Origin of the sequence: Variovorax sp. PBL-E5 (assembly GCF_901827185.1) — a bacterium.
Taxonomy (GTDB): Bacteria; Pseudomonadota; Gammaproteobacteria; order Burkholderiales; family Burkholderiaceae_C; genus Variovorax.
Genome location: NZ_LR594671.1, coordinates 381,786 through 404,847 on the forward strand (window position 1 = coordinate 381,786; position 23,062 = coordinate 404,847).

Genomic DNA, 23,062 nt, shown 5'->3' on the forward strand with positions numbered 1-23,062 from the left:
ATGGCAGAACTCGCCACCATTGCGCGTCCCTACGCCGAAGCCTTGTTCAAGGCGTCTTCGTCGGACCTCCAGGGCACGGCTGCCTGGCTCGACCGTGTCGCGGCCATCTCCGGCAATCCCGAGCTGCAGCAGTTCGCGGACAACCCGATGGCCACGCCCGAGCAGGTGCTGGGCGTGATCGCCGGTGCCCACGGTTCGGCGCTGCCGCCGGCGGCGAACAACTTCCTGATGGCCTTGCTGGAAAACGGCCGCTTCGCCGTGCTGCCCGAGATCGCCAAGCAGTTCCGCACGCTGGCGAATGCGCAGAGCGGTTCGTCCGATGCGGTGGTGTACAGCGCCTTTCCGATCGACGCCGCGGTGCTCGGCTCTGTGTCCTCGGCGCTCGAAAAGCGCTTCGGCCGCAAGCTGCAGCTCACGGTGCAGCAGGATCCCTCGCTGATCGGCGGCATTCGCGTGGTGGTCGGCGACGAGGTGCTCGACACCTCCGTCAAGGCGCGCCTCGAACAAATGAAAGTTGCGCTGGCAGCCGCCTGAGGCCGTCAGCCCTTACCAAGAAAGAAGGAAAGAGTCATGCAACTCAATCCCGCAGAAATTTCCGAACTGATCAAGAGCCGCATCGAGGGTCTCGGCGTCAGCGCGAACATCCGCAACGAGGGCACCGTGGTGTCGGTGACCGACGGCATCGTGCGCGTGCACGGCCTGTCGGACGCGATGCAGGGCGAAATGCTCGAGTTCCCGCCCAGCGCCGACGGCACGCCGTCGTATGGCCTGGCGCTGAACCTCGAGCGCGACTCGGTCGGCGCCGTGATTCTGGGCGAGTACGAGCACATCTCGGAAGGCGACACCGTCAAGTGCACGGGCCGCATCCTGGAAGTGCCGGTCGGCCCCGAACTCATCGGCCGCGTGGTCAATGCGCTGGGCCAGCCGATCGACGGCAAGGGTCCGGTCAACGCCAAGATGACGGACGTGATCGAGAAGGTCGCGCCCGGCGTGATCGCCCGCAAGTCGGTCGACCAGCCGATGCAGACCGGCCTCAAGTCCATCGACTCGATGGTGCCGATCGGCCGCGGCCAGCGCGAGCTGATCATCGGCGACCGCCAGACCGGCAAGACCGCGGTGGCGATCGACGCGATCATCAACCAGAAGGGTCAGAACATGACCTGCGTCTACGTCGCGATCGGCCAGAAGGCTTCGTCGATCAAGAACGTGGTGCGCGCGCTCGAGCAGGCCGGTGCGATGGACTACACCATCGTCGTCGCCGCCTCGGCCTCCGAATCGGCCGCGATGCAGTACGTCAGCGCCTATTCGGGCTGCACGATGGGCGAGTACTTCCGCGACCGCGGCCAGGACGCGCTGATCGTCTATGACGATCTGTCCAAGCAGGCCGTGGCCTACCGCCAGGTCTCGCTGCTGCTGCGCCGCCCGCCGGGTCGCGAAGCCTATCCCGGCGACGTGTTCTACCTGCACAGCCGCCTGCTTGAACGCGCCGCGCGCGTCAACGACAAGTACGTCGAGGACTTCACCAAGGGCGAGGTCAAGGGCAAGACCGGTTCGCTGACCGCGCTGCCGATCATCGAAACGCAGGCGGGCGACGTGTCCGCCTTCGTGCCGACCAACGTGATCTCGATCACCGACGGCCAGATCTTCCTGGAAACCAACCTGTTCAACGCCGGCATCCGGCCCGCCATCAACGCCGGTATCTCGGTGTCGCGCGTGGGCTCGTCGGCGCAGACCAAGGTCATCAAGGGCCTGTCCGGCGGTATCCGTACCGACCTCGCGCAGTACCGCGAACTGGCCGCCTTCGCGCAGTTCGCCTCCGACCTCGACGAAGCGACCCGCAAGCAGCTCGACCGCGGTGCCCGCGTGACCGAACTGTTGAAGCAGGCGCAATACAGCCCGCTGCCGATCTCACTGATGGGCGCGTCGCTGTTCGCGGTCAACAAGGGCTTCATGGACGACATCGACGTGAAGAAGGTGCTGCCGTTCGAACACGGCCTGCATCAGTTCCTGAAGTCCAGCCACGGTCCGCTGCTCGACAAGATCGAACAAGCCAAGGCGCTCGACAAGGATGCCGAGGCCGAGCTGCTCGCAGCAGTCACCGCGTTCAAGAAGTCGTTCGCCTGATCGACGACGACCCAAGGAGTCCCAATGGCAGCTGGCAAGGAAATCCGCGGCAAGATCAAATCGGTGGAGAACACCAAGAAGATCACCAAGGCCATGGAAATGGTGGCCGCGTCGAAGATGCGCAAGGCGCAGGAACGCATGCGCGCCGCCCGTCCCTACAGCGAGAAGATCCGCAACATCGCGGCCAATCTCGGACAGGCGAACCCCGAGTACACGCATGCGTTCATGAAGACCCACGACGTCAAGGCCGCGGGCTTCATCGTGGTCTCGACCGACAAGGGGCTGTGCGGCGGCATGAACACCAACGTGCTGCGTGCCGTGACGACCAAGCTGCGCGAGTTGCAGAGCGCCGGCGCCTCGATCGAGGCGGTGGCGATCGGTAACAAGGGCCTGGGCTTCCTGAACCGCATCGGCGCCCGCGTGGTCTCGCATGTCACTCAGCTGGGCGACACCCCGCACCTCGACAAGCTGATCGGCCCGGTCAAGGTGCTGCTCGATGCGTATGCCGAAGGCAAGCTCGGCGCGGTCTACCTCTGCTACACCAAGTTCATCAACACGATGCGCCAGGAGTCGGTGGTCGAGCAGCTGCTGCCGCTGGCGGCCGATTCGCTGCAGCTCGAGAAGGGCCAGCATGCGTGGGACTACATCTACGAGCCCGATGCGCAGAGCGTGATCGACGAACTCCTGGTGCGCTACGTGGAGTCGCTGGTCTACCAGGCCGTGGCCGAGAACATGGCCTCCGAGCAGTCGGCGCGCATGGTCGCGATGAAGTCCGCCACCGACAACGCCGGCAACGTGATCGACGAACTCAAGCTGATCTACAACAAGACCCGCCAGGCCGGTATCACCAAGGAGCTGTCGGAGATCGTTTCGGGCGCCGCGGCGGCCGCCGGCGTCTGAGCCTTCGCTCGACGTCCAACAGATTCAATTTTTATCGGAGCAGAAGATGGCTCAAGCAAATGCAGTTCAAGGCAAGATCGTTCAATGTATCGGCGCCGTGGTCGACGTGGAATTCCCGCGCGACAAGATGCCCAAGATCTACGACGCCCTGAAGTTCGAAGGCGGTGGCCTGACCCTGGAAGTGCAGCAGCAGCTCGGCGACGGCGTCGTGCGCACCATTGCGCTCGGCTCGTCTGACGGCCTGCGCCGCGGCCTGATCGTGACCAACACCGGCGCGCCCATCACGGTGCCGGTCGGCAAGGCCACGCTCGGCCGCATCATGGACGTGCTCGGCCGTCCGATCGACGAGCGCGGCGAAGTGGGCCAGGAGCTCACCGCCTCGATCCACCGCAAGGCACCCGAGTACGACGAACTCTCGCCGTCGACCGACCTGCTCGAAACCGGCATCAAGGTGATCGACCTGGTCTGCCCTTTCGCCAAGGGCGGCAAGGTGGGCCTCTTCGGCGGCGCCGGCGTCGGCAAGACCGTGAACATGATGGAGCTCATCAACAACATCGCCAAGGCGCACTCGGGCCTCTCGGTGTTCGCGGGCGTCGGTGAGCGCACCCGCGAAGGCAACGACTTCTATCACGAGATGGCCGACTCCGGCGTCGTGAATCTCGAGAACCTCGGCGAGTCGAAAGTGGCCATGGTCTACGGCCAGATGAACGAGCCCCCGGGCAACCGCCTGCGCGTGGCGCTGACCGGCCTGACCATCGCCGAATCGTTCCGCGACGAAGGCCGCGACGTGCTGTTCTTCGTCGACAACATCTACCGCTACACGCTGGCCGGCACCGAAGTGTCCGCACTGCTGGGCCGCATGCCTTCCGCCGTGGGCTACCAGCCGACGCTGGCCGAGGAAATGGGCCGCCTGCAGGAACGCATCACCTCGACCAAGGTCGGCTCGATCACCTCGATCCAGGCCGTCTACGTGCCGGCCGATGACTTGACCGACCCGTCGCCCGCCACCACCTTCGCCCACCTGGATTCCACCGTGGTGCTGTCGCGCGACATCGCCTCGCTGGGCATCTACCCGGCCGTGGACCCGCTGGATTCGACCTCGCGCCAGCTCGACCCCAACGTGGTCGGCGAAGAGCACTACAACACGGCCCGCGCCGTGCAGGGCACGCTGCAGCGCTACAAGGAACTGCGCGACATCATCGCGATCCTGGGCATGGACGAACTGGCGCCCGACGACAAGCTGGCCGTGGCCCGCGCGCGCAAGATCCAGCGCTTCCTGTCGCAGCCCTTCCACGTGGCCGAAGTGTTCACCGGCTCGCCCGGCAAGTACGTGCCGCTGGCCGAAACCATCCGCGGCTTCAAGATGATCGTCAACGGCGAAGCCGACCACCTGCCGGAACAGGCTTTCTACATGGTGGGTGGCATCGACGAGGCTTTCGAGAAGGCCAAGAAGGTCGCTTAAAAAGGAATCACCATGGCAGGCACCATTCATGTGGACGTGGTCAGCGCGGAGGAGTCGATCTTCTCCGGCGAGGCCAAGTTCGTCGCGCTGCCCGGTGAAGCCGGCGAGCTCGGCATCTATCCGCGCCACACGCCGCTGATCACGCGCATCCGCCCCGGCGCCGTGCGCATCGAAACGGCCGACGGCGGCGAGGAATTCGTCTTCGTGGCCGGCGGCATTCTCGAAGTGCAGCCGCATGCGGTCACCGTGCTGTCCGACACCGCGATCCGCGGCAAGGATCTCGACGACGAGAAGGCCAATGTCGCGAAGGCGGCGGCCGAGGAAGCGTTGAAGAACGCCAAGACGGACATCGACATCGCGATGGCGCAGTCGGAGCTGGCGGTCATGGCCGCGCAGCTTGCCGCGCTTCGCAAGTACCGGCAAAAGAAGTAGCTGTCCCCAGGCTTCTTGCACTTCGTGTCGCTTCGCCTGACCCCTGCCGGGGCAACACGAGCGGACCGGCTAGGCCGGTTCCGCGGCGCATCCAAATATCAAGGCCGCCTTCGGGGCGGCCTTTTTCTTGCGGGCGTATGCTCGCCGCGAACCCCATGCCGTCGAAGAACAAATTCAAAGCGGCCCTCGCCGCCCGCCGCCCGCAATACGGCCTCGTGCTCGGTACCGGCGATCCCAGTGTGCTCGAGATCATCGCGGGCGCAGGCTTCGACTGGTTGTTGCTCGACGGCGAGCATTCGGCGCGCGAAATGGCGGCGCTGCCCCAGCAGCTTGCGCTGATCGCCGCTTCCGGAGCCAGCGCCGCGCTGCGACCGGGAAGCCTCGACAAGGCAGCGTGCGGCCTCTGTCTGGACATCGGCGTGCAGACCCTCGTGGCCCCGCTGGTTGAAAGCGTGAGCCAGGCCCATGGGCTCGTCGCCTCGACGCGCTTTCCGCCGGCGGGCACGCGCGGCGTCGGCACTGCGCTCGCACGCGCGGCCGGCTGGGGACGCGACGCGGACTTTCTGCGGGGCAGCGCGGCCGAACTCTGCATCGTGGCGCAGATCGAATCGGCCGCCGGCGTGCATTGCGCCGGCGAGATCGCGCGGGTCGACGGCATCGATGCCCTGCTGATAGGCCCTTCCGATCTCGCGGCCAGCCTCGGGCATCTCGGCCAGCCTTCCCATCCGGAGGTCGAAGCGCAGATCGCCGAGGCCGTGGCCGCAGCCCTCTCCGGCGGCAAGGCCGCCGGCATCTTCGTGCGCGACCCCGATGCCGCGGCGCGCTACCTGCGCTTGGGGTGCAGCTTCTTCATCGTCGGCGTCGATATGGCGGTCATGGCGGGTGCCTTCGACGCCCTGCGCGCCGGCTACGCCGCTCGCCCGGACTGAGTCCGCGGGCGCGGGCGCGTGAGGCCCGCGCCGTGCGGCCGGCTGACCAGCGCATGGACCAGGTCGCAGGCCCAGCGCTGCGCCCCAGAAGCTTTGGCATGCCGCAGCGCGACCATGCCGATCTGCACCGGCGCCAACTCGAAGGGCGGCGCATGCAACTGAAGCCCTTCGTGAGCGGCCGCATCGCGCAGGAACACGCCCTGGCTGTGGGTGGCGAACAGCGTGGAATGGCGCAGCAGATCGGGCACGCGCGAGTAGGTCGGCACCACACAGCGCACCCGCCGAGCGCAGCCGATCGCGCGCAAGGCCTCGTCCACCGAACCGAATTGCTCGCTGCCCACTTCGACGCTCAGATGGTCGGCCTGCAGATAGCGTTCCAGCGTCAGTGCCGGCAGTTCCACCTCTTGAGAGCAGGCGACGACATAGGGCTCCGAGAGCAGCACCCGGCATTCGAGATCCGGGTGCCGGCAAACCGGGTTGCCGACGATCGCGAGGTCGAGTGCGCCGGACAGCACCATCGGCTCGGCCGCGTAGCGATTGATCGAACGGACCACGAGGCGCACGCCCGGCGTACGGCGTTCGATCTCCATCCACAGTCGCGGGGACAGCAACTGCTCCTCGTAGTCGGTCATGCCGATGCGCAGATCGAAGCTGTCGCGCTGCGCATCGAAGCCGCGTTGCCGCCCGCGCAGCGAATCGATCAGCGAAACCGCTTGCGCGATCGTCGGATAGAGCGCCTCGCCAAGCGCTGTCGGCTGCATCTCGCCGCCGCGCACGACGAACAACTCGTCGCCCATCAACGCCCGCATCTTCGACAGCGAATGGCTGATCGCCGACTGGCTGCGGTGAATGCGGCGCGCCGCCGTGGTGACGTTGCGCGCCTCGTAGACGGCAAGAAAGGCCAGCAGGTATTGGATCTCGATGCCGAACGGCCGCGGCGCGTCGGCCGCCACCGAGCCGGCGCGTGAAGCCCGAAGGCTGGAATGAATGATCTTCATGGCGGTGCTTCGCATTATTCATGCCGCGGCGCCCTCGGGGCGCATCAATTGCTCCACACTCGACATCGGCAGTTCAAGGCGGCGCGCAACCGACGGTCCTGCCCAAGTCTTCCCTTCCACGACAGCGACGAGATCCGACGATGACTGCACGCCGCACTTTCCTGCTTGCCGCCGCCCTGGCGCCCCTTGCACCGCTGGGCTATGCCGCCTCGGGCAGCGACTTTCCACAGAAGCCGATCCGGCTCATCGTGCCCTTTCCGCCCGGGGGGGGCGTCGACCAGATCGCGCGCATCCTCGGCCCGCAGTTGTCGCAGGCGCTGGGGCAGTCGGTCGTGATCGACAACCAGGGCGGCGCGGGCGGCGCGATCGGGGCCGGCGCGGTCAAGCGCGCGAACCCGGACGGCTACACGCTGCTGATGGGCACCGCCAGCACGCACGGCTCGAACTACGTGGTCCAGAAGGACCTGCCCTATGACCCGGTCAAGGATTTCGAGCCGATCAGCCTGCTGATGGAAGCCCCCTACGTGCTGGTGGCCAACAAGTCGGTGCCGTACGACAGCATCGCGCAGCTCAACACCTACGCCAACGCGCATGCCGGCAAGGTCAACTTCGGCAGCTACGGCATCGGCAGTTCGAACCACCTGGCCGCCGAACTCTACAAGGCGCTGTCAGGCGCGAACATCACCCACATTCCCTACCGCGGCGCGGCGCAGGCCATGACGGCGCTGCTGGCCGGCGAGATCGACATCACCTTCGACACCCTGCCCAACGTCGTGCCTTACCTGAAGGCACGGACCGTCAAGGCGCTCGGCGTCGGCGCGCGCCAGCGCAGCCCGCTCTTTCCCGACATCCCGACGGTGATCGAGTCGGGCGTGCCGGGCTATGTCTCGGGCACCTGGTTCGGCGTCTGGGCGCCCAAGGGCACGCCGCCCGGGGTGATCCGCAAACTCGACGACGCCTTCGTTCAGTCCTTGCACAAGCCCGCGGTCGCGAAGATCTTCGAGGACGCCGGCAATCACGTGCTGGCCGCCGGACCCGCTGCATTGAAGGCGCGCGTGCGCGCGGAGATCGAAGGCCTGCAGCGGCTCGTGAAAGAGCGCGGACTGCGCTTCGACTGACACGGTGCAAGTTCAATCAGATACACGAAAGACGAAAGGCGATTTCATGAGCGTACAAGCGATGCAGGCCAGGGATGGCGCGACGGCCGCAACGAGCGCGATCAGGGTTACGCCCACCGGTGCCGCAGTCGGCGCGCGGGTGGAAGGCGTGGACCTGCGCGCCGGCGTGAACCCGGAGCAGCTCCACACGATCGTGGACGCGCTCGGCCGCTTCGGCATGCTCTACTTTCCCGGCCAGGACCTTGACGACGAATCGCTGATGGCCTTCAGCCGCCTGTTCGGCAGCGAACTCGACATCCATGCGCTGACGCAGTTCGCCAAGCCCGGCCATCCCGAGATCTTCGTGCTGAGCAACATCGTCGAAAACGGTCGCCCGCTGGGTGCCTCCGATGCGGCGCAGTACTGGCACACCGACCTGTCCTATTCGCCGACGCCCAGCCGCGTCTCGCTGCTCTATGCGCTGAAGGTGCCGCAGGACGAGACCGGCCCGCTCGGCGATACGGAATTCGCCAGCACCGCCCAGGCCTATGCAGACCTGAACGCATCGACCAAGGCGCTCGTGGCAGGACGGCGCGCCTTCCACGACGCCAAGAAGGTAAAGCCCCGGCCGGGCTCTCACTTCACGCGGCCGCTGAGCGTCGACGTCGACCAGCGGCTGCAACAGGTGAGCCATCCGATCGTCCGCACCCACAAGGACAGCGGCGCCCAATGCCTCTACGTCAACGAAGGCTTCACCACGGCGATCGATGGCCTGCCGCCCGAGGAGGGCCGCGCGCTGCTGCACCGCCTGTTTGACCACATGACGCAGCCCCGCTACATCTACCGGCACAAGTGGCAGACCCATGATCTGGTGATGTGGGACAACTGCCTGACGATCCACCAGGGCATCCCCAACTACGGGCCCCACCAGCCGCGGCTGATGAACCGCACCATCGTGAAGGGCGAAGTCCCGTTCTGAGTCGACGCCGCGCCGCGCGGCGCTCCGATCGGCCGGAAACAGGTCGAAGTTCAATCTTGTTGGGCTGAAGCACAGCGCCTAGTATTCGCCTTCCGAATACGGAGACAAGCGCTTGGCCCCCTGGAGCCGACTCACTGCCGATGAGATGCAGCTGCTGGAAACGACCTTCTGGTCGGCCGGCGGTTCACGCCATGGCATGGCCGAAGGGCTGGGCTTTTCGAAGAGCAAGGCCAACGCGCTGATCGCCGGACTCGTCGATCAGGGGCTTCTGGCCGAAGCAGGCCTGCAGCGTTCGTCGGGCGGTCGTCGGCCCGAAAACCTCCAGCTTCATGCGGGACTGGGCGTGCTGCTCGGCGTCGACATCGGCGCCACCAGCCTCGACGTCGCGGTGCTGCGGCCCGACCTCACCGTGCTGGCCCATCACGGCGAACCGGCCGACGTGCGCGAAGGCCCGGGCGTGCTGCTGGCGCGCGTGCGGGTGCTGATGCGCGAGTTGCTCGCACGCAGCGGCTTCGACGCCAAGCAGGTGATCGGCATCGGCATCGGCGTGCCGGGCCCGGTCAACTTCGAGATCGGCCAGTTGGTGAATCCGCCGCTGATGCCGGCCTGGGACAGCTTCTCGATCCGCGACTACCTGCGCGAGGACTATGCGGCGCCGGTGTTCGTCGACAACGACGTGAACCTGATGGCGTTGGGCGAGCTCTGGCGGCTCAAGCGCTCACTGTCCAACTTCCTCGTCATCAAGGTCGGCACCGGCATCGGCTGCGGCATCGTGTGCCACGGCGAGGTGTACCGCGGCGCGGCCGGATCGGCCGGTGACGTGGGCCACATCTGCGTCGACCAGGAAGGCCCGCGCTGCCATTGCGGCAACCTGGGTTGCGTCGAGGCGATGGCCGCCGGCCCGGCGATCACGCGCATGGCCATGCAGGCGGCCCAAGCCGGCGAGAGCGCCGCGCTGGCCGAATGCCTGCGCGTCCAGGGCCGCATCGAGGCCACCGATGTCGGGCAAGCCAGCCGTGCCGGCGATGCGGCGGCCAATGCCATCGTGCAGCGCGCCGGCAGCCTGATCGGCCAGATGCTGGCGTCGATCGTCAACTTCTTCAATCCCTCGCATGTGTTCATCGGCGGCGGCATCACGCGCATCGGGCCGCTGTTCCTCGCGGCGGTGCGCCAGAGCGTCTACCAGCGCTCGCTCGCGCTGTCGACGCGGCACCTGGAGATCCAGTACACGCCGCTCGGCACGCAGGCCGGACTGATCGGCGCCGGCGTGCTGGCGATGCACGAGACGCTCAAGGTGCGCGGGGTCGCGCCATGACCGTGAGCGCCGTCGCTGCCGCGCCGGCCGCGAAGGCCGCGGTCGCCGTCGAGTTCGACGGCGTGCTCAAGGCCTTCGGCCCGGTGCAGGTGCTGCATGGCGTGAGCTTCGCGCTCGCGCCCGGCCGCGTCTACGGCCTGCTCGGCGAGAACGGCGCCGGCAAGTCGACGCTGATGAAGATCCTCGCCGGCTACGAGGCGCCGAGCGGCGGCAGCGTGCGCGTCAACGGGCAGGCGCGGCAGTTCGCCGGCTCGCGCGATGCCGAGGCGCTGGGCATCGTGCTGATCCACCAGGAATTCAATCTGGCCGACGACCTGAGCGTGGCCCAGAACATCTTCCTCGGCCACGAAAGAAAGCGCGGCTGGCTGCTCGACGACGCGACCATGGACCGCGAGGCGGCCGCGGCGCTGGCGCAGGTCGGCCTGCACATCGACCCGGCCACCAAGGTGCGCCGCCTGATCGTCGCCGAGAAGCAGCTGGTCGAGATCGCCAAGGCGATCTCGCGGCACGCGCGCCTGCTGATCATGGACGAGCCCACCGCCACGCTCACCCGCAGCGAGACCGAGCGCCTCTTCAAGCTGATCGCGCAGCTGCGCGCCGATGGCGTGACCATCGTCTACATCTCGCACAAGCTCGACGAGGTAGAGCGCGTGACCGACGAGGTGATCGTGATGCGCGACGGACGCTTCGTGGCGCGCGCGCCGACCACCGAACTCACCCGCCACCAGATGGCGAACCTGATGGTCGGCCGCGAACTGGCCGACCTGTATCCGCCGCGCGATCCGGTCGTGGCGTCCGCTGCACCGGCGCTGCAGGTGCGCGGCTTCAGCGTGCCGGGCTGGGCCGAGGACGTGAGCTTCGAGGTGCGGCCCGGCGAGATCCTCGGCTTCGCCGGCCTGGTCGGCGCTGGCCGCACCGAGCTCTTCGAAGGCCTGCTCGGCCTGCGGCCCGCGAGCGGCCAGGTCGAGATCCTGGGCCGGTCCCTTTCCACCGGCAAAGGCTGGCGCAAGCCGCGCGATGCGGCACGGGACGGCCTCACCTACCTCAGCGAGGACCGCAAGGGCAAGGGCCTGCACGTGCACTTCGGCCTGCGCCAGAACCTCACGCTGATGGCGCTCGAACGCTATGCGACGCCATGGCTGCACCCCGAGGCCGAGCGCGGCGCGCTGGCCGAGGCGGTGAAGGATTACGGGATCCGCACCGGCGACCTCGACGCGCGCGCCTCGTCGCTGTCGGGCGGCAACCAGCAGAAGCTCGCGCTCGCCAAGGTGCTGCAGCCGAAGCCGAAGGTGGTGGTGCTCGACGAGCCCACGCGCGGCGTCGACGTCGGCGCCAAGCGCGACATCTATTTCCTGGTCCAGCGGCTCGCACGCGAAGGGCTGGCCGTGATCGTCGTCTCGTCGGAGCTGGTGGAACTGATCGGGCTGTGCCACCGCGTCGCGGTGATGCGCGCCGGCCGGCTGGTCGCCACGCTCGACGCCGCGCAGCTGACCGAAGAGCAGCTCATCGCCCACGCCACCGGAACCGCCCCCGCCCATGCCTGAGACCACGCCCGAAAGCTCCACCGCCGCCGCGCACCGCGCGCCGGACAAGGCCCGCTGGCTGCACCGCCTGTATGGCCTCGGCCCGGTCATCGGCCTGGTGTTGCTGTGCATCGCCGGCACGCTGCTCAACAGCGACTTCGCGACCTTCGACAACGCAATGAACGTGCTCACGCGCACCGCCTTCATCGGCATCATCGCGGTCGGCATGTGCTTCGTGATCATCTCGGGCGGCATCGACCTGTCGGTGGGCTCGATGGCGGCGCTGATCGCCGGCTGCGTGATCATGTTCATCAACGAGATGGGGCCGCTGCTCGGCTCGCCGCTGGCGGCGGTGGTGCTCGGCGCCGTGCTGGCCGTGGTGCTGGGCGCGGTGTTCGGGCTCGCGCACGGGCTGCTGATTACCAAGGGCCGCATCGAGCCCTTCATCGTGACGCTCGGCACGCTCGGCATCTTCCGCGCCTACCTCACCTACTTCGCCAACGGCGGCGCGCTCACGCTCGACAACGACCTGTCGGACCTCTATGCGCCGGTCTACTACGCGAGCCTGCTCGGCATCCCGGTGCCGGTGTGGGTGTTCTTCATCGTCGCGTTGATCGGCGGGCTGATCCTCAACCGCACCGCGTACGGCCGCTACGTGCAGGCCATCGGCTCCAACGAGCAGGTGGCGCGCTATGCGGCGGTCGATGTGGACGGCGTGAAGATCCTCACCTACGTGCTGCTCGGCGTCTGCGTCGGCATTGCGACGCTGCTCTACGTGCCGCGGCTCGGCTCGGCCTCGCCGACCACCGGCTTGTTGTGGGAGCTGGAGGCGATCGCCGCGGTGATCGTCGGCGGTACCGCGCTCAAGGGCGGCGCGGGCAGCATCACGGGCACCGTGGTCGGCGCGATTCTTCTCTCGGTCATCAGCAACATCCTGAATCTCACCAGCATCATCAGCGTGTACCTCAACGCCGCGGTGCAGGGCTTCGTGATCATCATCGTCGCCTTCCTTCAAAGGGGAAAGCGATGACCCGCCCCACTGGCTACGCGCATTCATTTCATCGGCCCGTTCCCGTTTCACTCAACCACCAGGAGACAAGCAGCATGACATCCATCACACGACGCCTTGCACTCACCGCCGTCGCCGCGGCCGCCTTCGCCGCGCTGCCCGCGCTGGCCGACGAGAAGGTCAATCTCGGCGTCTCGATCCCGGCCGCCACGCACAGCTTCATGGGCGGCATCAACTACTGGGCCAACCAGGCGAAGAAGGATCTCGAGAAGGCGCACAAGGACCTGAAGATCACCATCAAGACCGCGGCCAACGCGCCCGAGCAGGCAAACCAGCTGCAGGATCTGTCGACCGTCACCAAGATCAACGCGCTGGTCGTGTTCCCCTTCGAGTCGGCCGCGCTGACCAAGCCGGTGGCGCAGGTCAAGGCCAAGGGTGCCTACGTGACGGTGGTCGACCGCGGCCTCACCGACACCAGCGCGCAGGACGCCTACGTGGCCGGCGACAACACGGCCTTCGGCAAGATCCCGGCCGAGTACATCGCCAAGAAGCTCAACGGCAAGGGCAACGTGGTGGCGCTGCGCGGCATCGCGACCACGCTGGACAACGAACGCATGGATGCCTTCAACTCGGTGCTCAAGAACTATCCCGACATCAAGCTGCTCGACGCCAAGTACGCCAACTGGAATCGCGACGACGCCTTCAAGGTCACGCAGGACTACCTCACGCGCTTCAAGGACATCGACGCCATCTGGGCCGCCGACGACGACATGACGGTGGGCGTGCTCAAGGCGATCGAGCAGGCCAAGCGCAACGACATCAAGATCGTGTTCGGCGGTGCCGGCGCCAAGGACATGGTCAAAACCATCATGGACGGCAAGAACAAGATGATCGACGCCGACGTGAGCTACTCGCCCAAGTTCATCTACGACGCGATCAAGCTCACGGCCGAGGCGCGGCTCAAGGGCGAGAAGTTGCCGGCGACCACGATCATTCCCTCGGTGCTCATCACCAAGGACAACGCCAAGGAGTTCTACCACCCCAACTCGCCGTTCTAAGACTCTCCCCCAGGCTTCGCGCACTTCGTGTCGCTTCGCCAACCCCTCGCCGGGGGCGACGCCGGCGGACCGGCGAAGCCGGATCCGCGGCGTCCCGCGAAAGGGGCTCGGGCTCGCGGCTGATCGGTATCCATGACTGACTCTATGTTCCCCCGCAAGCTGCGCTACGCCATGGTCGGCGGCGGGCGCGATGCCTTCATCGGCGCGGTGCACCGCAAGGCGATCGCGCTCGACGGGCAGGTCGATCTCGTCGCCGGCGCGTTGTCGTCGAGCGCCGAGAAGGCCCGCGCCTCGGGCCGCGACCTGTTCCTTGCCGACGACCGCAACCATGGCGACTGGCAGCGTCTGCTCGGCGACGAGCTTCGGCGTGCGCCGGACGAGCGCATCGACTTCGTCTCCATCGTCACGCCGAACCACCTGCACTTCCCGGTGGCGCAGGCCTTCGTCGATGCGGGCTTCCACGTGGTGTGCGACAAGCCGCTGGTGCACACGCGCGAACAGGCCGACGCGCTGGTCGCGGCGGTCGCGCGCCAGGGCACGGTGTTCGGCGTTACCTACAACTACACCGGCTATCCGATGGTGCGCCAGGCGCGCGAGATGGTGCGCGCGGGCGCGCTCGGCGAGATTCGCAAGGTGGTGGTCGAGTACAACCAGGGCTGGCTCGCGACACGCCTCGAGGCCGAGGGCCACAAGCAGGCCGCGTGGCGCAGCGACCCGGCGCGCAGCGGCGCGGCCGGTGCCATGGGCGACATCGGCTCGCATGCCGAGAACCTCGTCGCCAGTGTGACCGGCCTCGAAATCGAAAGCCTCTGCGCCGACTTGAGCGCGCTGGTGCCCGGCCGCGCGCTCGACGACGATGCCGGCGTGCTGCTGCGCTTTCGCGGCGGCGCGCGTGGCGTGATGGTGGCCTCGCAAATCAGCACCGGGCTCGAGAACGACCTGCGCCTGCGCGTCTCGGGCACGCTCGGCACGCTCGAATGGCGGCAGGAGCGGCCGAGCCAGTTGACGCACCTGCCGCACGACGGCCCGAAGCGCATCCTCACGCGCGGCGCGCCCTGGCTGTGCGAAGCCGCACAGCGCGCGAGCCGCCTGCCGAGCGGCCATCCCGAGGGCTTCATCGAGGCCTTCGCCAATGTCTATGCCGGCGTGGCGGCGGACATCCGCGCGCGGCTCGCGGGCATGCAGGCCGATCCGCTGGCCGCCGACTATCCGCGCGTCGAAGAAGGCGCGCGCGGTGTGCGCTTCATCGAGCGCACGCTGGCCTCGGCGACGAGCGGGCTCAAATGGACGGCCTGGTGAGCCGCCGGCGACACGGATGACCGGCGCACCAGCCTCGGCGAAGCGCGGCCATCCCTTGCCGGGGCGTGGAGAAATCAGCCGCGATCGCCTATGCTTTGATGCCAGCTGACCTGGCGCGCGGCATCGCCCGGACTTCGGGTTCCCGCGTCCTTCCCGGAGGAACGACCATGAAGACCGTCGCGCAGATTCTCAAGGCGAAAGGCGACCAGGCGGTTCATGCCATGGCGCCCACGGCCTCGGTGTTCGACGCGGTCGCGCTGATGGCGCAGAAGAACATCGGCGCGCTCCTGATCCTGGAGAACGACCGGATCGTCGGGATGTTCACCGAGCGCGACTATGCACGCAAGATCGTCCTGCTTTCGCGCGCGTCGAAGGACACGTCGCTGCACGAGGTGATGACCACCTCGGTCATGTACGTGCGTCCCGACCAGACCACCGAGGAATGCATGGCACTGATGACCGAGAACAGGGTGCGCCACCTGCCGGTCATCGACGGCGGCAGGCTGACGGGCCTGATTTCAATGGGAGACCTCGTCAAGGGCATCATCTCGGAGCAGAAGTTCATCATCGAACAGCTCGAGCACTACATTTCCGGAGAGCGCAGCTGAGCTTCGGCGCACCCATGGACCTGACGCCCGAAGACCTCGCGCACCTCAGCGCGCGCACGCTTGCGCACTACGACCGGCAGGCGGAAGACTTCCGGGCCGCCACGCGCGACCACGACGTGCGCCAGAACATCTCGGCGCTGCTCGCGGCCATCGAGGCGCCGCCGCCGTTCGAGATCCTGGATTTCGGCTGCGGGCCGGGGCGCGACCTTCTCACGTTCAGGCGGCTCGGTCATCGCGCGACCGGGTTGGAAGGATCCGCGCAGCTCGCGCAGATGGCGCGCGCAGACAGTGGCTGCGAGGTGCTGGAGCAGAACTTCCTTTGGCTGGATCTGCCGGCCGGCCGCTTCGACGGCGTGTTCGCGAACGCGGCGCTGTTCCATGTGCCCACGCAGGCCTTGCCGCGCGTGCTGCGGGAGCTGCATGCGGCGCTGAAGCCGGGCGGCGTGCTGTTCAGCTCGAATCCGCGCGGCGACGGGCAGGAGGGCTGGCGCGGCGAGCGCTACGGCGCCTTCCACGATCTGGCGGCATGGCGACAGCACATGACGGCCGCCGGCTTCGTCGAGCTCGGCCACTACTACCGCCCCGCCGGCCTGCCGCGCGAGCAGCAGCCGTGGCTGGCCAGCGTGTGGCGCAAGCCGATATCCTGAGCGGGCGCGAACTGGCACCATGGCCGTCCCTGAGTTCAACGGAGACACTGCCATGAGTTCATTTCGTCGGTCCCTGGCCGTGAGCGGCGTGCTGCTCGCGAGCGCTCTCGGCGCGCATGCTGACGGCTTCGCGCTGCACAGCCCCACCATCAAGCCGAACAGCACGCTCAGCGACGCCCAGGTCTTCAACGGCTTCGGCTGCAGCGGCAAGAACATCTCGCCCGCGCTGTCGTGGAGCGGCGCGCCGGCCGGCACCAAGAGTTTCGCGCTGACCCTCTATGACCCGGACGCGCCGACCGGCTCCGGCTGGTGGCACTGGGTGGTCTACGACATCCCGGCCACGGCCAGCGGTGTGCCCGAGGGCGCGGGCAACGGCGACGGCAAGGGGTTGCCGGCCGGCAGCGTGCAGGGCCGCACCGATTTCGGCGCGGCGGGCTTCGGCGGCGCCTGCCCGCCGGCCGGCGACAAGCCACATCGCTATGTGTTCACGGTCTACGCGCTGAAGGTCGACAAGCTCGAGGTGCCGGCCGACGGCACGGCGGCGCTGGTCGGCTTCGCCGTGCACGCCAACATGCTCGGCGAAGCGAAGTTCAGCGCGCGCTACGGCCGCAAGAACTGAACGGCTAGGCGGAGGCCGCCTCCATCGCGGCCTCGTACTTGCCTTCGCTGGCTGCGCCGTTCAGCCGGGCGCGCTGGAGCAGCGCGTCCTGCGCCGGGCGCACCTGCGCGGCCTTTCCCTGCCAGGCCTGCAGCACCGGATCCTGCAACGCGCGCCCGTACGAGAAGCTCAGCGACCACGGCTGCGCGCCGAGCCGGTTCAGCGCGTCCAGATTGGCCGTCGCTTCGGCGGGCGACTGGCCGCCGGACAGGAAGTTGATGCCGGGCACCGCCGCGGGCACCGTGCGCCGCAGCACGCGCAGCGTCGCGGCGGCCACCTCGGCCGGTGACGCCTGTTGCGCGTGGGTCTTGCCGGGCACCACCATGCTCGGCTTCAAGAGCATGTGCTCGAGCGCCACCCGATGGCGCTGCAGCGCGCGGAACACTTCCTGCAGCACGGCCTGCGTGACCTCGGCGCAGCGCGCCATCGTATGGCCGCCGTCGATCAGCACCTCGGGCTCGACGATCGGCACCACGCCCTCGGCCTGGCAGATCGCTGCATAGCGCGCGAGCGCTTCGGCATTGGCTTCGACCGCGGCCCGACTCGGCAGCGTCGCGGAGACGTTGTAGACCGCGCGCCACTTGGCAAAGCGCGCGCCGTGCTGCTTGTACCCTTGCAGCCGCTCGGCGAGCCCGTCCAGGCCCTGCGTGATCTCGTCGCCCGGCGACAGGGCCAGCGGGATCTTGCCGGCATCGACCTTGATGCCCGGCACGATGCCCTGCCGCGCCGCGAGTTGCGGCAGCGGCTCGCCGTCGTCGGCGTTCTGCGTCAGTGTCTCTTCGTAGAAGATGACGCCGCTGAGGTAGCGGCCGGCCTGCGGCGTCGTCAGCAGCAGGCTGCGGTAGGCGCGCCGGTTTTCCTCGGTCGAGTCCAGCGCGATCGCCTGGAAGCGCTTCGCGATCGTCGGACCGCTTTCGTCGGCGGCAAGAATGCCCTTGCCCTTCTGGACCAGTGCGTCCACAGTGGCTTGAAGTTCGGTGGTCATGGCGTGTACTCCGTTCGAGCCGTCCAGTCTGCTGCCGCGAGGCGGTCTGGCGCAAGCCCCTTTTGGGCGCTCGGCGATGTAGATTACGAATGCCAACTCGAAAGGCAATCATGCAGACCCATACGAGAGAGACGGGGCGCAGGGACGAGCGCCTGGACGAAGTGGTGCAACTGGTGCGGGCCAAGGTGGCGGCCGCGACGGCGGATGAACTCGTCGCCTTCGCGCGCGAATACTTCGGCCAGGTCGACCCGGAGGATCTGGCCGAGCGCCAGGTGGCCGACCTGTACGGCGCGGCGCTCTCGCAATGGAGCTTCGCGCGCCAGCGCGAGCCGGGCCGCGCCAAGCTGCGCGCCTTCAACCCGACGATCGCCGAGCATGGCTGGCAGTCCACGCACACCATCATCGAGATCGTCAACGACGACATGCCTTTCCTGGTCGATTCGGTGACGATGGAGGTCAACCGCCACGGGCTCACGCTGCACCTGATCATCCATCCGCTGGTGGCCGTGAAGCGCGGCGGCGACGGCATCCTGCAGGGCCTGGCGGGCGAAGGCGCGTCGCCCGATGCGCGGCGCGAATCCTTCATCCATGTCGAGGTCGACCGCGTGCCCGAGCCGGCCCGGCTCGACGCGCTGGCCGAGGACCTGGTGCGCGTGCTCGGCGACGTGCGGCTGGCCGTGGCCGACTGGAAGAAGATGCAGGACCATGTGCTGGCCATCGTCGCCCACCTCGACGAACACGCGCCGCCGATCCCGCCGCAGGAACTCGCCGAGGGCCAGGCCTTCCTGCGCTGGCTGGCCGACAACCATTTCACCTTTCTCGGCCATCGCAGCCACGAGCTGGTCACGGTCGACGGCGAAGACGCGCTGAAGATCGTCCCCGATTCGAGCCTGGGCATCCTGCGCGACGGCCCGGCGCCGAGCGCCAACGCCGCGTTCGCCGCGCTGCCGCCCGAGGTGCGGGCCCATGCGCGCCGGCCCGAGCTGCTGGTGGTGACCAAGTCCACCTCGCGCTCCACCGTGCACCGGCCCGGCCATCTCGACTACGTCGCCGTCAAGCGCTTCGATGCCGGCGGCAGCGTCTGCGGCGAGGACCGCTTCCTCGGCCTGTTCACCTCGACCGCCTACAGCGCCAGCCCGGCCGAGATTCCGCTGCTGCGGCGCAAGGTGGCCAGCGTCGTCGAGCGCGCCGGCCTGCCCGCGGGCAGCCACTCCGGCAAGGCGCTGATCAACATCCTCGAAACCTACCCACGCGACGAACTGTTCCAGACCGGCGACGACGACCTGCTGCAGACGGCCATGGGCATCCTGCACCTGGGCGAACGCCAGCGCTTTCGCCTGTTCGTGCGGCGCGATCCCTTCGAGCGCTTTCTCTCGTGCCTGATCTACGCGCCGCGCGAGAACTACACCACCGAGCTGCGCCAGAAGTGGCAGGACATCCTGCTGCGCGAGTTCAACGGCATCGGTTCGGAGTTCAACGTGCACCTGTCGGAATCGGTGCTGGCGCGGGTCCAGATCACCGTGCGCACCAAGCCCGGCAGCATCCCGCCCTTCGACGTGCGTGAGCTCGAGCAGCGCCTGGTGGCGGCGGCCCGGCGCTGGGCCGACGACCTGCGCTCGGCGCTGATCGAGGCGGCCGGCGAGGCGCGCGGCAATGCGCTGCTGCGCCGCTTCGGCGCTGCCTTCCCGCCCGGCTACCGCGACGAGTTCGCGGCGCGCGCTGCGGTGCACGACATCGAGCTGATGGCGCACCTGAGCGACAAGCAGCCGCTCGGCATGAACCTCTACCGGCCGCTCGAGGCGGCGCCCGGCACGCTGCGCTTCAAGCTGCTGCGGCAGGGCGAGCCGCTCACGCTGTCGGCCAGCCTGCCGATGCTCGAACACCTGGGCATGAAGGTGCTGGACGAGCATCCGCACCGCGTCGCACCGGAGGGCGCGGCGCCGATCTGGATCCACGACTTCGGCCTGCAGAGCGCGCTCGGCGATGTCGACATCGAGGTCGACACGCTGCGCCCTGTGTTCGAGGAAGCCTTCGGCGCGGTGCTCGGCGGCGAGGTCGAGAACGACGACTTCAACCGCCTGGTGCTCGCGGCCCGCCTGCCGGTGCACGAGATCGTGGTGCTGCGCGCCTATGCGAAGTACATGCGGCAGATCGGCTTCGCGCTCTCGCAGTCCTTCATCGAAAGCACGCTGGCAGGCAACGCCGCCGTGGCGCGCGCGCTGGTCGAGCTGTTCAAGCTGCGCTTCGATCCGGCGCTGGCCGCCGATGCCGGCATCGACGCGCGCTGCGGCGAGAAGGTGCGCGAGATCGAGACCGCGCTCGAGCAGGTGGCGAACCTCTCCGAAGACCGCGTGCTGCGCCAGTACCTCGCGCTGATGCTGGCCACCACGCGCACCAACTTCTGGCGCCGCGATGCGGCCGGCCGGCGGCGCAGCTACGCCTCCTTCAAGTTCGATTCGGCGCAGGTGCCCGACCTGCCGGCGCCCAAGCCGATGTTCGAGATCTTCGTGTACTCGACGCGCTTCGAAGGCGTGCACCTGCGCGGCGGCCGCGCCGCGCGCGGCGGGCTGCGCTGGTCGGACCGGCCGGAAGACTTCCGCACCGAGGTGCTGGGCCTGGTGAAGGCGCAGATGGTCAAGAACACGGTGATCGTGCCGGTCGGGTCGAAAGGCGGCTTCGTCCTCAAGCGCGCGCCGTCGGCCAGCGACCGCGATGCCTACCTGCGCGAAGGCGTGGCCTGCTACCAGGACTACCTGCGCGGCCTGCTCGACATCACCGACAACCGGGTCGGCGAGGCGATCGTGCCGCCGCCCGAGGTCCGGCGCCACGACACCGACGACCCCTACCTGGTGGTCGCGGCCGACAAGGGCACGGCCACCTTCAGCGACTATGCCAACGGCATCAGCAAGGAATACGGCTTCTGGCTCGGCGACGCCTTCGCCTCCGGCGGCTCGGTGGGCTACGACCACAAGGCCATGGGCATCACCGCGCGCGGCGCCTGGGAGTCTGTGAAGCGGCACTTCCGCGAGATGGGCATCGACACGCAGACCACCGACTTCACCGTCGCCGGCATCGGCGACATGTCGGGCGACGTGTTCGGCAACGGCATGCTGCTGTCGAGGCACATCCAGCTGCTGGCGGCGTTCGACCACCGCCACGTCTTCCTCGACCCGGCGCCGGACCTCGAGCGCAGCTTCGCCGAGCGCGAGCGCCTGTTCAAGCTGCCGCGTTCGTCGTGGGCCGACTACGACGCGTCGCTGATCTCCGAGGGCGGCGGCATCCATGCGCGCAGCGCCAAGTCGATCGTCCTCACGCCGCAGGTCAAGGCGATGCTGGGACTCGCGGCCGATGCGCTGACGCCCACCGAACTCGTGAATGCGATCCTGAAGGCGCCCGTCGCGCTGATCTACAACGGCGGCATCGGCACCTATGTGAAGGCGACCAGCGAGAGCCACGCGCAAGTGGGCGACCGCGCCAACGACGCGTTGCGGGTCAACGGCCGCGAGCTGCGCTGCAAGGTGTTCGTCGAAGGCGGCAACCTCGGCTGCACGCAGCTCGGGCGCATCGAATACGCGCTCGCCGGCGGGCGCATCAACACCGATGCCATCGACAACTCGGCCGGCGTGGACACCTCGGACCACGAGGTCAACATCAAGATCCTGCTCGGCCTGCCCATCACGGAAGGGGAGCTCACCGAGAAGCAGCGCAATGCGCTGCTGCCGGAGATGACCGACGACGTGGCCGCGCTGGTGCTGCGCGACAACGTCTTCCAGACCCAGGTGCTGTCGGTCACCGGCCGCATCGCGCCGCAGTTGCTCGATGCGCAAACGCGCTTCATGCAGTACCTCGAGAAGGCCGGGCGATTGAACCGCGCGATCGAATACCTGCCCTCCGACGAAGCGCTGGCCGAGCGCCGCGCCCAGGGCCTGGGCCTGACCAGCCCCGAGAGCGCGGTGCTGCTGGCGTACAGCAAGATCTGGCTCTACGACGAGCTGCTGGCCTCGCCGCTGCCCGACGACCCATGGGTCGCGACCGCGTTGCAGCGCTATTTCCCCCCGCTGCTGCAGCACAGGTTCGAGGCCTACATGCAGCGCCATCCGCTGCGGCGCGAGATCATCGCCACCCACGTCACCAACAGCATGATCAACCGCGTGGGCAGCACCTTCGTGCACCGGCTGGGCGAGACCACCGGCGCGCGCGCCTTCGAGATCGTGCGCGCCTACCTGATGAGCCGCGAGATCTTCGGCATGGTGACGCTGTGGCAGGCGATCGAGGCGCTCGACAACCAGGTCGACGATGCGGTGCAGTCGAGCATGCTGATCGACACCAGCCGCCAGCTCGAGCGCGGGACGATGTGGTTCCTGCGCTCGCGGCGCCTGGGCGAAGACATGGCCGCGACGATCGAGCACTTCACGCCGAACGTCGAGACCCTGTCGGCGCGGCTGTCCGAACTGCTCGACGCCGACGAGCGCGCCCGCGTCGATGCCGCGGTGGTGCGCTACGCTGCCAGCGGCGTGCCGCGCAAGCTGGCCGAACGCGTGGTCACCTTCGACACGCTCTACGCCACGCTCGACATCGCCGAGATCGCGGGCGGCGCCCGCTGGCCGGTCGCACTGGTGGCCGCGATCTACTTCGACCTCGCCAACCGGCTCGGCATGCCGTGGCTGCGCGACCGGATCGCGGCGCTGCCCGGCGACCAGCACTGGCAGATGCTGGCCAAGGGCGCGATGCTCGATGACCTGGCGGGCCTTCAGCGCTCGATCACCGGCGCGGTGCTGGCCGGTGGCGGCGAGAGCGAATCCCCGGCCGCGCTGGTCGAGGCCTGGCAGGCCGGCAACGGCCGCACGCTCGAACGGGCGGCGCAACTGCTGGGCGAACTGCGCGCGGTGGCAGCGCCCGATGCGGCGATGCTGTCGGTGGCGCTGAGGGAATTGCGGGCCTTGGGATAGCGGCGTGGGCAGGGCCTATGCCGATCGCGCTATTTCGTTGATTCGGCGTGCAGGGTAGAAAGCGGCTGGCTTTTCCTCCACCCCTGCGCC

At 68.1% G+C, this 23,062-nt stretch carries 19 protein-coding genes; 17 read left to right on the forward strand and 2 right to left on the reverse strand.

The annotated features are described in order from the left end of the window. The 6 genes from WDLP6_RS01880 (at position 1) to WDLP6_RS01905 (ending at position 5,847) form a co-directional block, all read left to right on the forward strand. Positions 1–534: a F0F1 ATP synthase subunit delta gene (locus WDLP6_RS01880; RefSeq protein WP_162590972.1), complete on the forward strand. Its 534-nt coding sequence runs from the start codon at positions 1–3 to the stop codon at positions 532–534. A gap of 36 nt (positions 535–570) precedes the next feature. After that, positions 571–2,124, forward strand: coding sequence for a F0F1 ATP synthase subunit alpha (gene atpA / locus WDLP6_RS01885; protein WP_162590973.1), 1,554 nt, complete (start codon positions 571–573; stop codon positions 2,122–2,124). A 24-nt stretch (positions 2,125–2,148) separates the two neighbouring features. Next, on the forward strand, positions 2,149–3,024 hold the full coding sequence (gene atpG, locus WDLP6_RS01890; protein ID WP_162590974.1) for a F0F1 ATP synthase subunit gamma: 876 nt from the start codon (positions 2,149–2,151) through the stop codon (positions 3,022–3,024). A gap of 46 nt (positions 3,025–3,070) precedes the next feature. Beyond that, the gene (atpD, locus tag WDLP6_RS01895; protein WP_162590975.1) at positions 3,071–4,486 is read left to right on the forward strand and encodes a F0F1 ATP synthase subunit beta; all 1,416 of its coding nucleotides are present in this window, start codon (positions 3,071–3,073) and stop codon (positions 4,484–4,486) included. Between the two features lie 12 nt (positions 4,487–4,498). Beyond that, on the forward strand, positions 4,499–4,918 hold the full coding sequence (locus tag WDLP6_RS01900; RefSeq protein WP_162565487.1) for a F0F1 ATP synthase subunit epsilon: 420 nt from the start codon (positions 4,499–4,501) through the stop codon (positions 4,916–4,918). Positions 4,919–5,055: 137 nt separating this feature from the next. Then, the gene (locus WDLP6_RS01905) at positions 5,056–5,847 is read left to right on the forward strand and encodes an HpcH/HpaI aldolase family protein (RefSeq protein WP_232076938.1); all 792 of its coding nucleotides are present in this window, start codon (positions 5,056–5,058) and stop codon (positions 5,845–5,847) included. On the opposite strand, the gene WDLP6_RS01910 is transcribed toward WDLP6_RS01905, so the two are convergent. After that, positions 5,826–6,845, reverse strand: a complete 1,020-nt coding sequence (locus WDLP6_RS01910; protein ID WP_162590977.1) for a LysR family transcriptional regulator — start codon at positions 6,843–6,845, stop codon at positions 5,826–5,828. The genes WDLP6_RS01905 and WDLP6_RS01910 overlap by 22 nt on opposite strands. Before the next feature lie 140 nt (positions 6,846–6,985). On the opposite strand from WDLP6_RS01910, the gene WDLP6_RS01915 reads away from it, so the two are divergent. The 10 genes from WDLP6_RS01915 (at position 6,986) to WDLP6_RS01960 (ending at position 16,999) form a co-directional block, all read left to right on the forward strand. Next, positions 6,986–7,963, forward strand: a complete 978-nt coding sequence (locus tag WDLP6_RS01915) for a Bug family tripartite tricarboxylate transporter substrate binding protein (RefSeq protein WP_162590978.1) — start codon at positions 6,986–6,988, stop codon at positions 7,961–7,963. Positions 7,964–8,009: 46 nt separating this feature from the next. Then, positions 8,010–8,921 carry a TauD/TfdA dioxygenase family protein gene (locus WDLP6_RS01920; RefSeq protein WP_162590979.1) on the forward strand — a complete coding sequence of 304 codons (912 nt, stop codon included), beginning with the start codon at positions 8,010–8,012 and terminating at the stop codon, positions 8,919–8,921. 145 nt (positions 8,922–9,066) lie between these two features. Next, entirely contained in the window at positions 9,067–10,236 is a 1,170-nt protein-coding gene (locus WDLP6_RS01925; protein ID WP_162590980.1) for an ROK family protein, read from the forward strand. Then, entirely contained in the window at positions 10,233–11,780 is a 1,548-nt protein-coding gene (locus WDLP6_RS01930; RefSeq protein WP_162590981.1) for a sugar ABC transporter ATP-binding protein, read from the forward strand. Before WDLP6_RS01925 ends, WDLP6_RS01930 begins: the two co-directional genes overlap by 4 nt. Next, positions 11,773–12,789 (forward strand): ABC transporter permease, encoded by a 1,017-nt coding sequence (locus WDLP6_RS01935; RefSeq protein WP_162590982.1) that lies wholly within the window; start codon positions 11,773–11,775, stop codon positions 12,787–12,789. Before WDLP6_RS01930 ends, WDLP6_RS01935 begins: the two co-directional genes overlap by 8 nt. A gap of 74 nt (positions 12,790–12,863) precedes the next feature. Next, positions 12,864–13,826 carry a substrate-binding domain-containing protein gene (locus WDLP6_RS01940; RefSeq protein WP_162590983.1) on the forward strand — a complete coding sequence of 321 codons (963 nt, stop codon included), beginning with the start codon at positions 12,864–12,866 and terminating at the stop codon, positions 13,824–13,826. Positions 13,827–13,970: 144 nt separating this feature from the next. Beyond that, on the forward strand, positions 13,971–15,125 hold the full coding sequence (locus tag WDLP6_RS01945) for a Gfo/Idh/MocA family protein (protein ID WP_443083387.1): 1,155 nt from the start codon (positions 13,971–13,973) through the stop codon (positions 15,123–15,125). A gap of 167 nt (positions 15,126–15,292) precedes the next feature. After that, a complete protein-coding gene (locus WDLP6_RS01950) occupies positions 15,293–15,733 on the forward strand; it encodes a CBS domain-containing protein (RefSeq protein WP_162590985.1) in 441 nt (146 codons plus the stop codon). Between the two features lie 14 nt (positions 15,734–15,747). Further along, complete coding sequence (locus tag WDLP6_RS01955) at positions 15,748–16,380, forward strand: class I SAM-dependent methyltransferase (protein WP_162590986.1); 633 nt, start codon at positions 15,748–15,750, stop codon at positions 16,378–16,380. Between the two features lie 52 nt (positions 16,381–16,432). Next, the gene (locus WDLP6_RS01960; RefSeq protein ID WP_162590987.1) at positions 16,433–16,999 is read left to right on the forward strand and encodes a YbhB/YbcL family Raf kinase inhibitor-like protein; all 567 of its coding nucleotides are present in this window, start codon (positions 16,433–16,435) and stop codon (positions 16,997–16,999) included. A 4-nt stretch (positions 17,000–17,003) separates the two neighbouring features. On the opposite strand, the gene WDLP6_RS01965 is transcribed toward WDLP6_RS01960, so the two are convergent. Further along, positions 17,004–18,023: a class I fructose-bisphosphate aldolase gene (locus WDLP6_RS01965; protein WP_162590988.1), complete on the reverse strand. Its 1,020-nt coding sequence runs from the start codon at positions 18,021–18,023 to the stop codon at positions 17,004–17,006. A gap of 110 nt (positions 18,024–18,133) precedes the next feature. Here WDLP6_RS01965 and WDLP6_RS01970 point away from each other — a divergent pair, with 110 nt between their 5' ends. Next, positions 18,134–22,972: an NAD-glutamate dehydrogenase gene (locus tag WDLP6_RS01970; RefSeq protein ID WP_162590989.1), complete on the forward strand. Its 4,839-nt coding sequence runs from the start codon at positions 18,134–18,136 to the stop codon at positions 22,970–22,972. Positions 22,973–23,062 lie beyond the last annotated feature (90 nt).

What these genes read in the sequence shown, in the direction of transcription:
- WDLP6_RS01880 (WP_162590972.1), top strand. Translation starts at nt 1, where the DNA reads ATGGCAGAACTCGCCACCATTGCGCGTCCCTACGCCGAAGCCTTGTTC.
- atpA (WP_162590973.1), top strand. Translation starts at nt 571, where the DNA reads ATGCAACTCAATCCCGCAGAAATTTCCGAACTGATCAAGAGCCGCATC.
- atpG (WP_162590974.1), top strand. Translation starts at nt 2,149, where the DNA reads ATGGCAGCTGGCAAGGAAATCCGCGGCAAGATCAAATCGGTGGAGAAC.
- atpD (WP_162590975.1), top strand. Translation starts at nt 3,071, where the DNA reads ATGGCTCAAGCAAATGCAGTTCAAGGCAAGATCGTTCAATGTATCGGC.
- WDLP6_RS01900 (WP_162565487.1), top strand. Translation starts at nt 4,499, where the DNA reads ATGGCAGGCACCATTCATGTGGACGTGGTCAGCGCGGAGGAGTCGATC.
- WDLP6_RS01905 (WP_232076938.1), top strand. Translation starts at nt 5,056, where the DNA reads ATGCTCGCCGCGAACCCCATGCCGTCGAAGAACAAATTCAAAGCGGCC.
- WDLP6_RS01910 (WP_162590977.1), bottom strand. Translation starts at nt 6,845, where the DNA reads ATGAAGATCATTCATTCCAGCCTTCGGGCTTCACGCGCCGGCTCGGTG.
- WDLP6_RS01915 (WP_162590978.1), top strand. Translation starts at nt 6,986, where the DNA reads ATGACTGCACGCCGCACTTTCCTGCTTGCCGCCGCCCTGGCGCCCCTT.
- WDLP6_RS01920 (WP_162590979.1), top strand. Translation starts at nt 8,010, where the DNA reads ATGAGCGTACAAGCGATGCAGGCCAGGGATGGCGCGACGGCCGCAACG.
- WDLP6_RS01925 (WP_162590980.1), top strand. Translation starts at nt 9,067, where the DNA reads ATGCAGCTGCTGGAAACGACCTTCTGGTCGGCCGGCGGTTCACGCCAT.
- WDLP6_RS01930 (WP_162590981.1), top strand. Translation starts at nt 10,233, where the DNA reads ATGACCGTGAGCGCCGTCGCTGCCGCGCCGGCCGCGAAGGCCGCGGTC.
- WDLP6_RS01935 (WP_162590982.1), top strand. Translation starts at nt 11,773, where the DNA reads ATGCCTGAGACCACGCCCGAAAGCTCCACCGCCGCCGCGCACCGCGCG.
- WDLP6_RS01940 (WP_162590983.1), top strand. Translation starts at nt 12,864, where the DNA reads ATGACATCCATCACACGACGCCTTGCACTCACCGCCGTCGCCGCGGCC.
- WDLP6_RS01945 (WP_443083387.1), top strand. Translation starts at nt 13,971, where the DNA reads ATGTTCCCCCGCAAGCTGCGCTACGCCATGGTCGGCGGCGGGCGCGAT.
- WDLP6_RS01950 (WP_162590985.1), top strand. Translation starts at nt 15,293, where the DNA reads ATGAAGACCGTCGCGCAGATTCTCAAGGCGAAAGGCGACCAGGCGGTT.
- WDLP6_RS01955 (WP_162590986.1), top strand. Translation starts at nt 15,748, where the DNA reads ATGGACCTGACGCCCGAAGACCTCGCGCACCTCAGCGCGCGCACGCTT.
- WDLP6_RS01960 (WP_162590987.1), top strand. Translation starts at nt 16,433, where the DNA reads ATGAGTTCATTTCGTCGGTCCCTGGCCGTGAGCGGCGTGCTGCTCGCG.
- WDLP6_RS01965 (WP_162590988.1), bottom strand. Translation starts at nt 18,023, where the DNA reads ATGACCACCGAACTTCAAGCCACTGTGGACGCACTGGTCCAGAAGGGC.
- WDLP6_RS01970 (WP_162590989.1), top strand. Translation starts at nt 18,134, where the DNA reads ATGCAGACCCATACGAGAGAGACGGGGCGCAGGGACGAGCGCCTGGAC.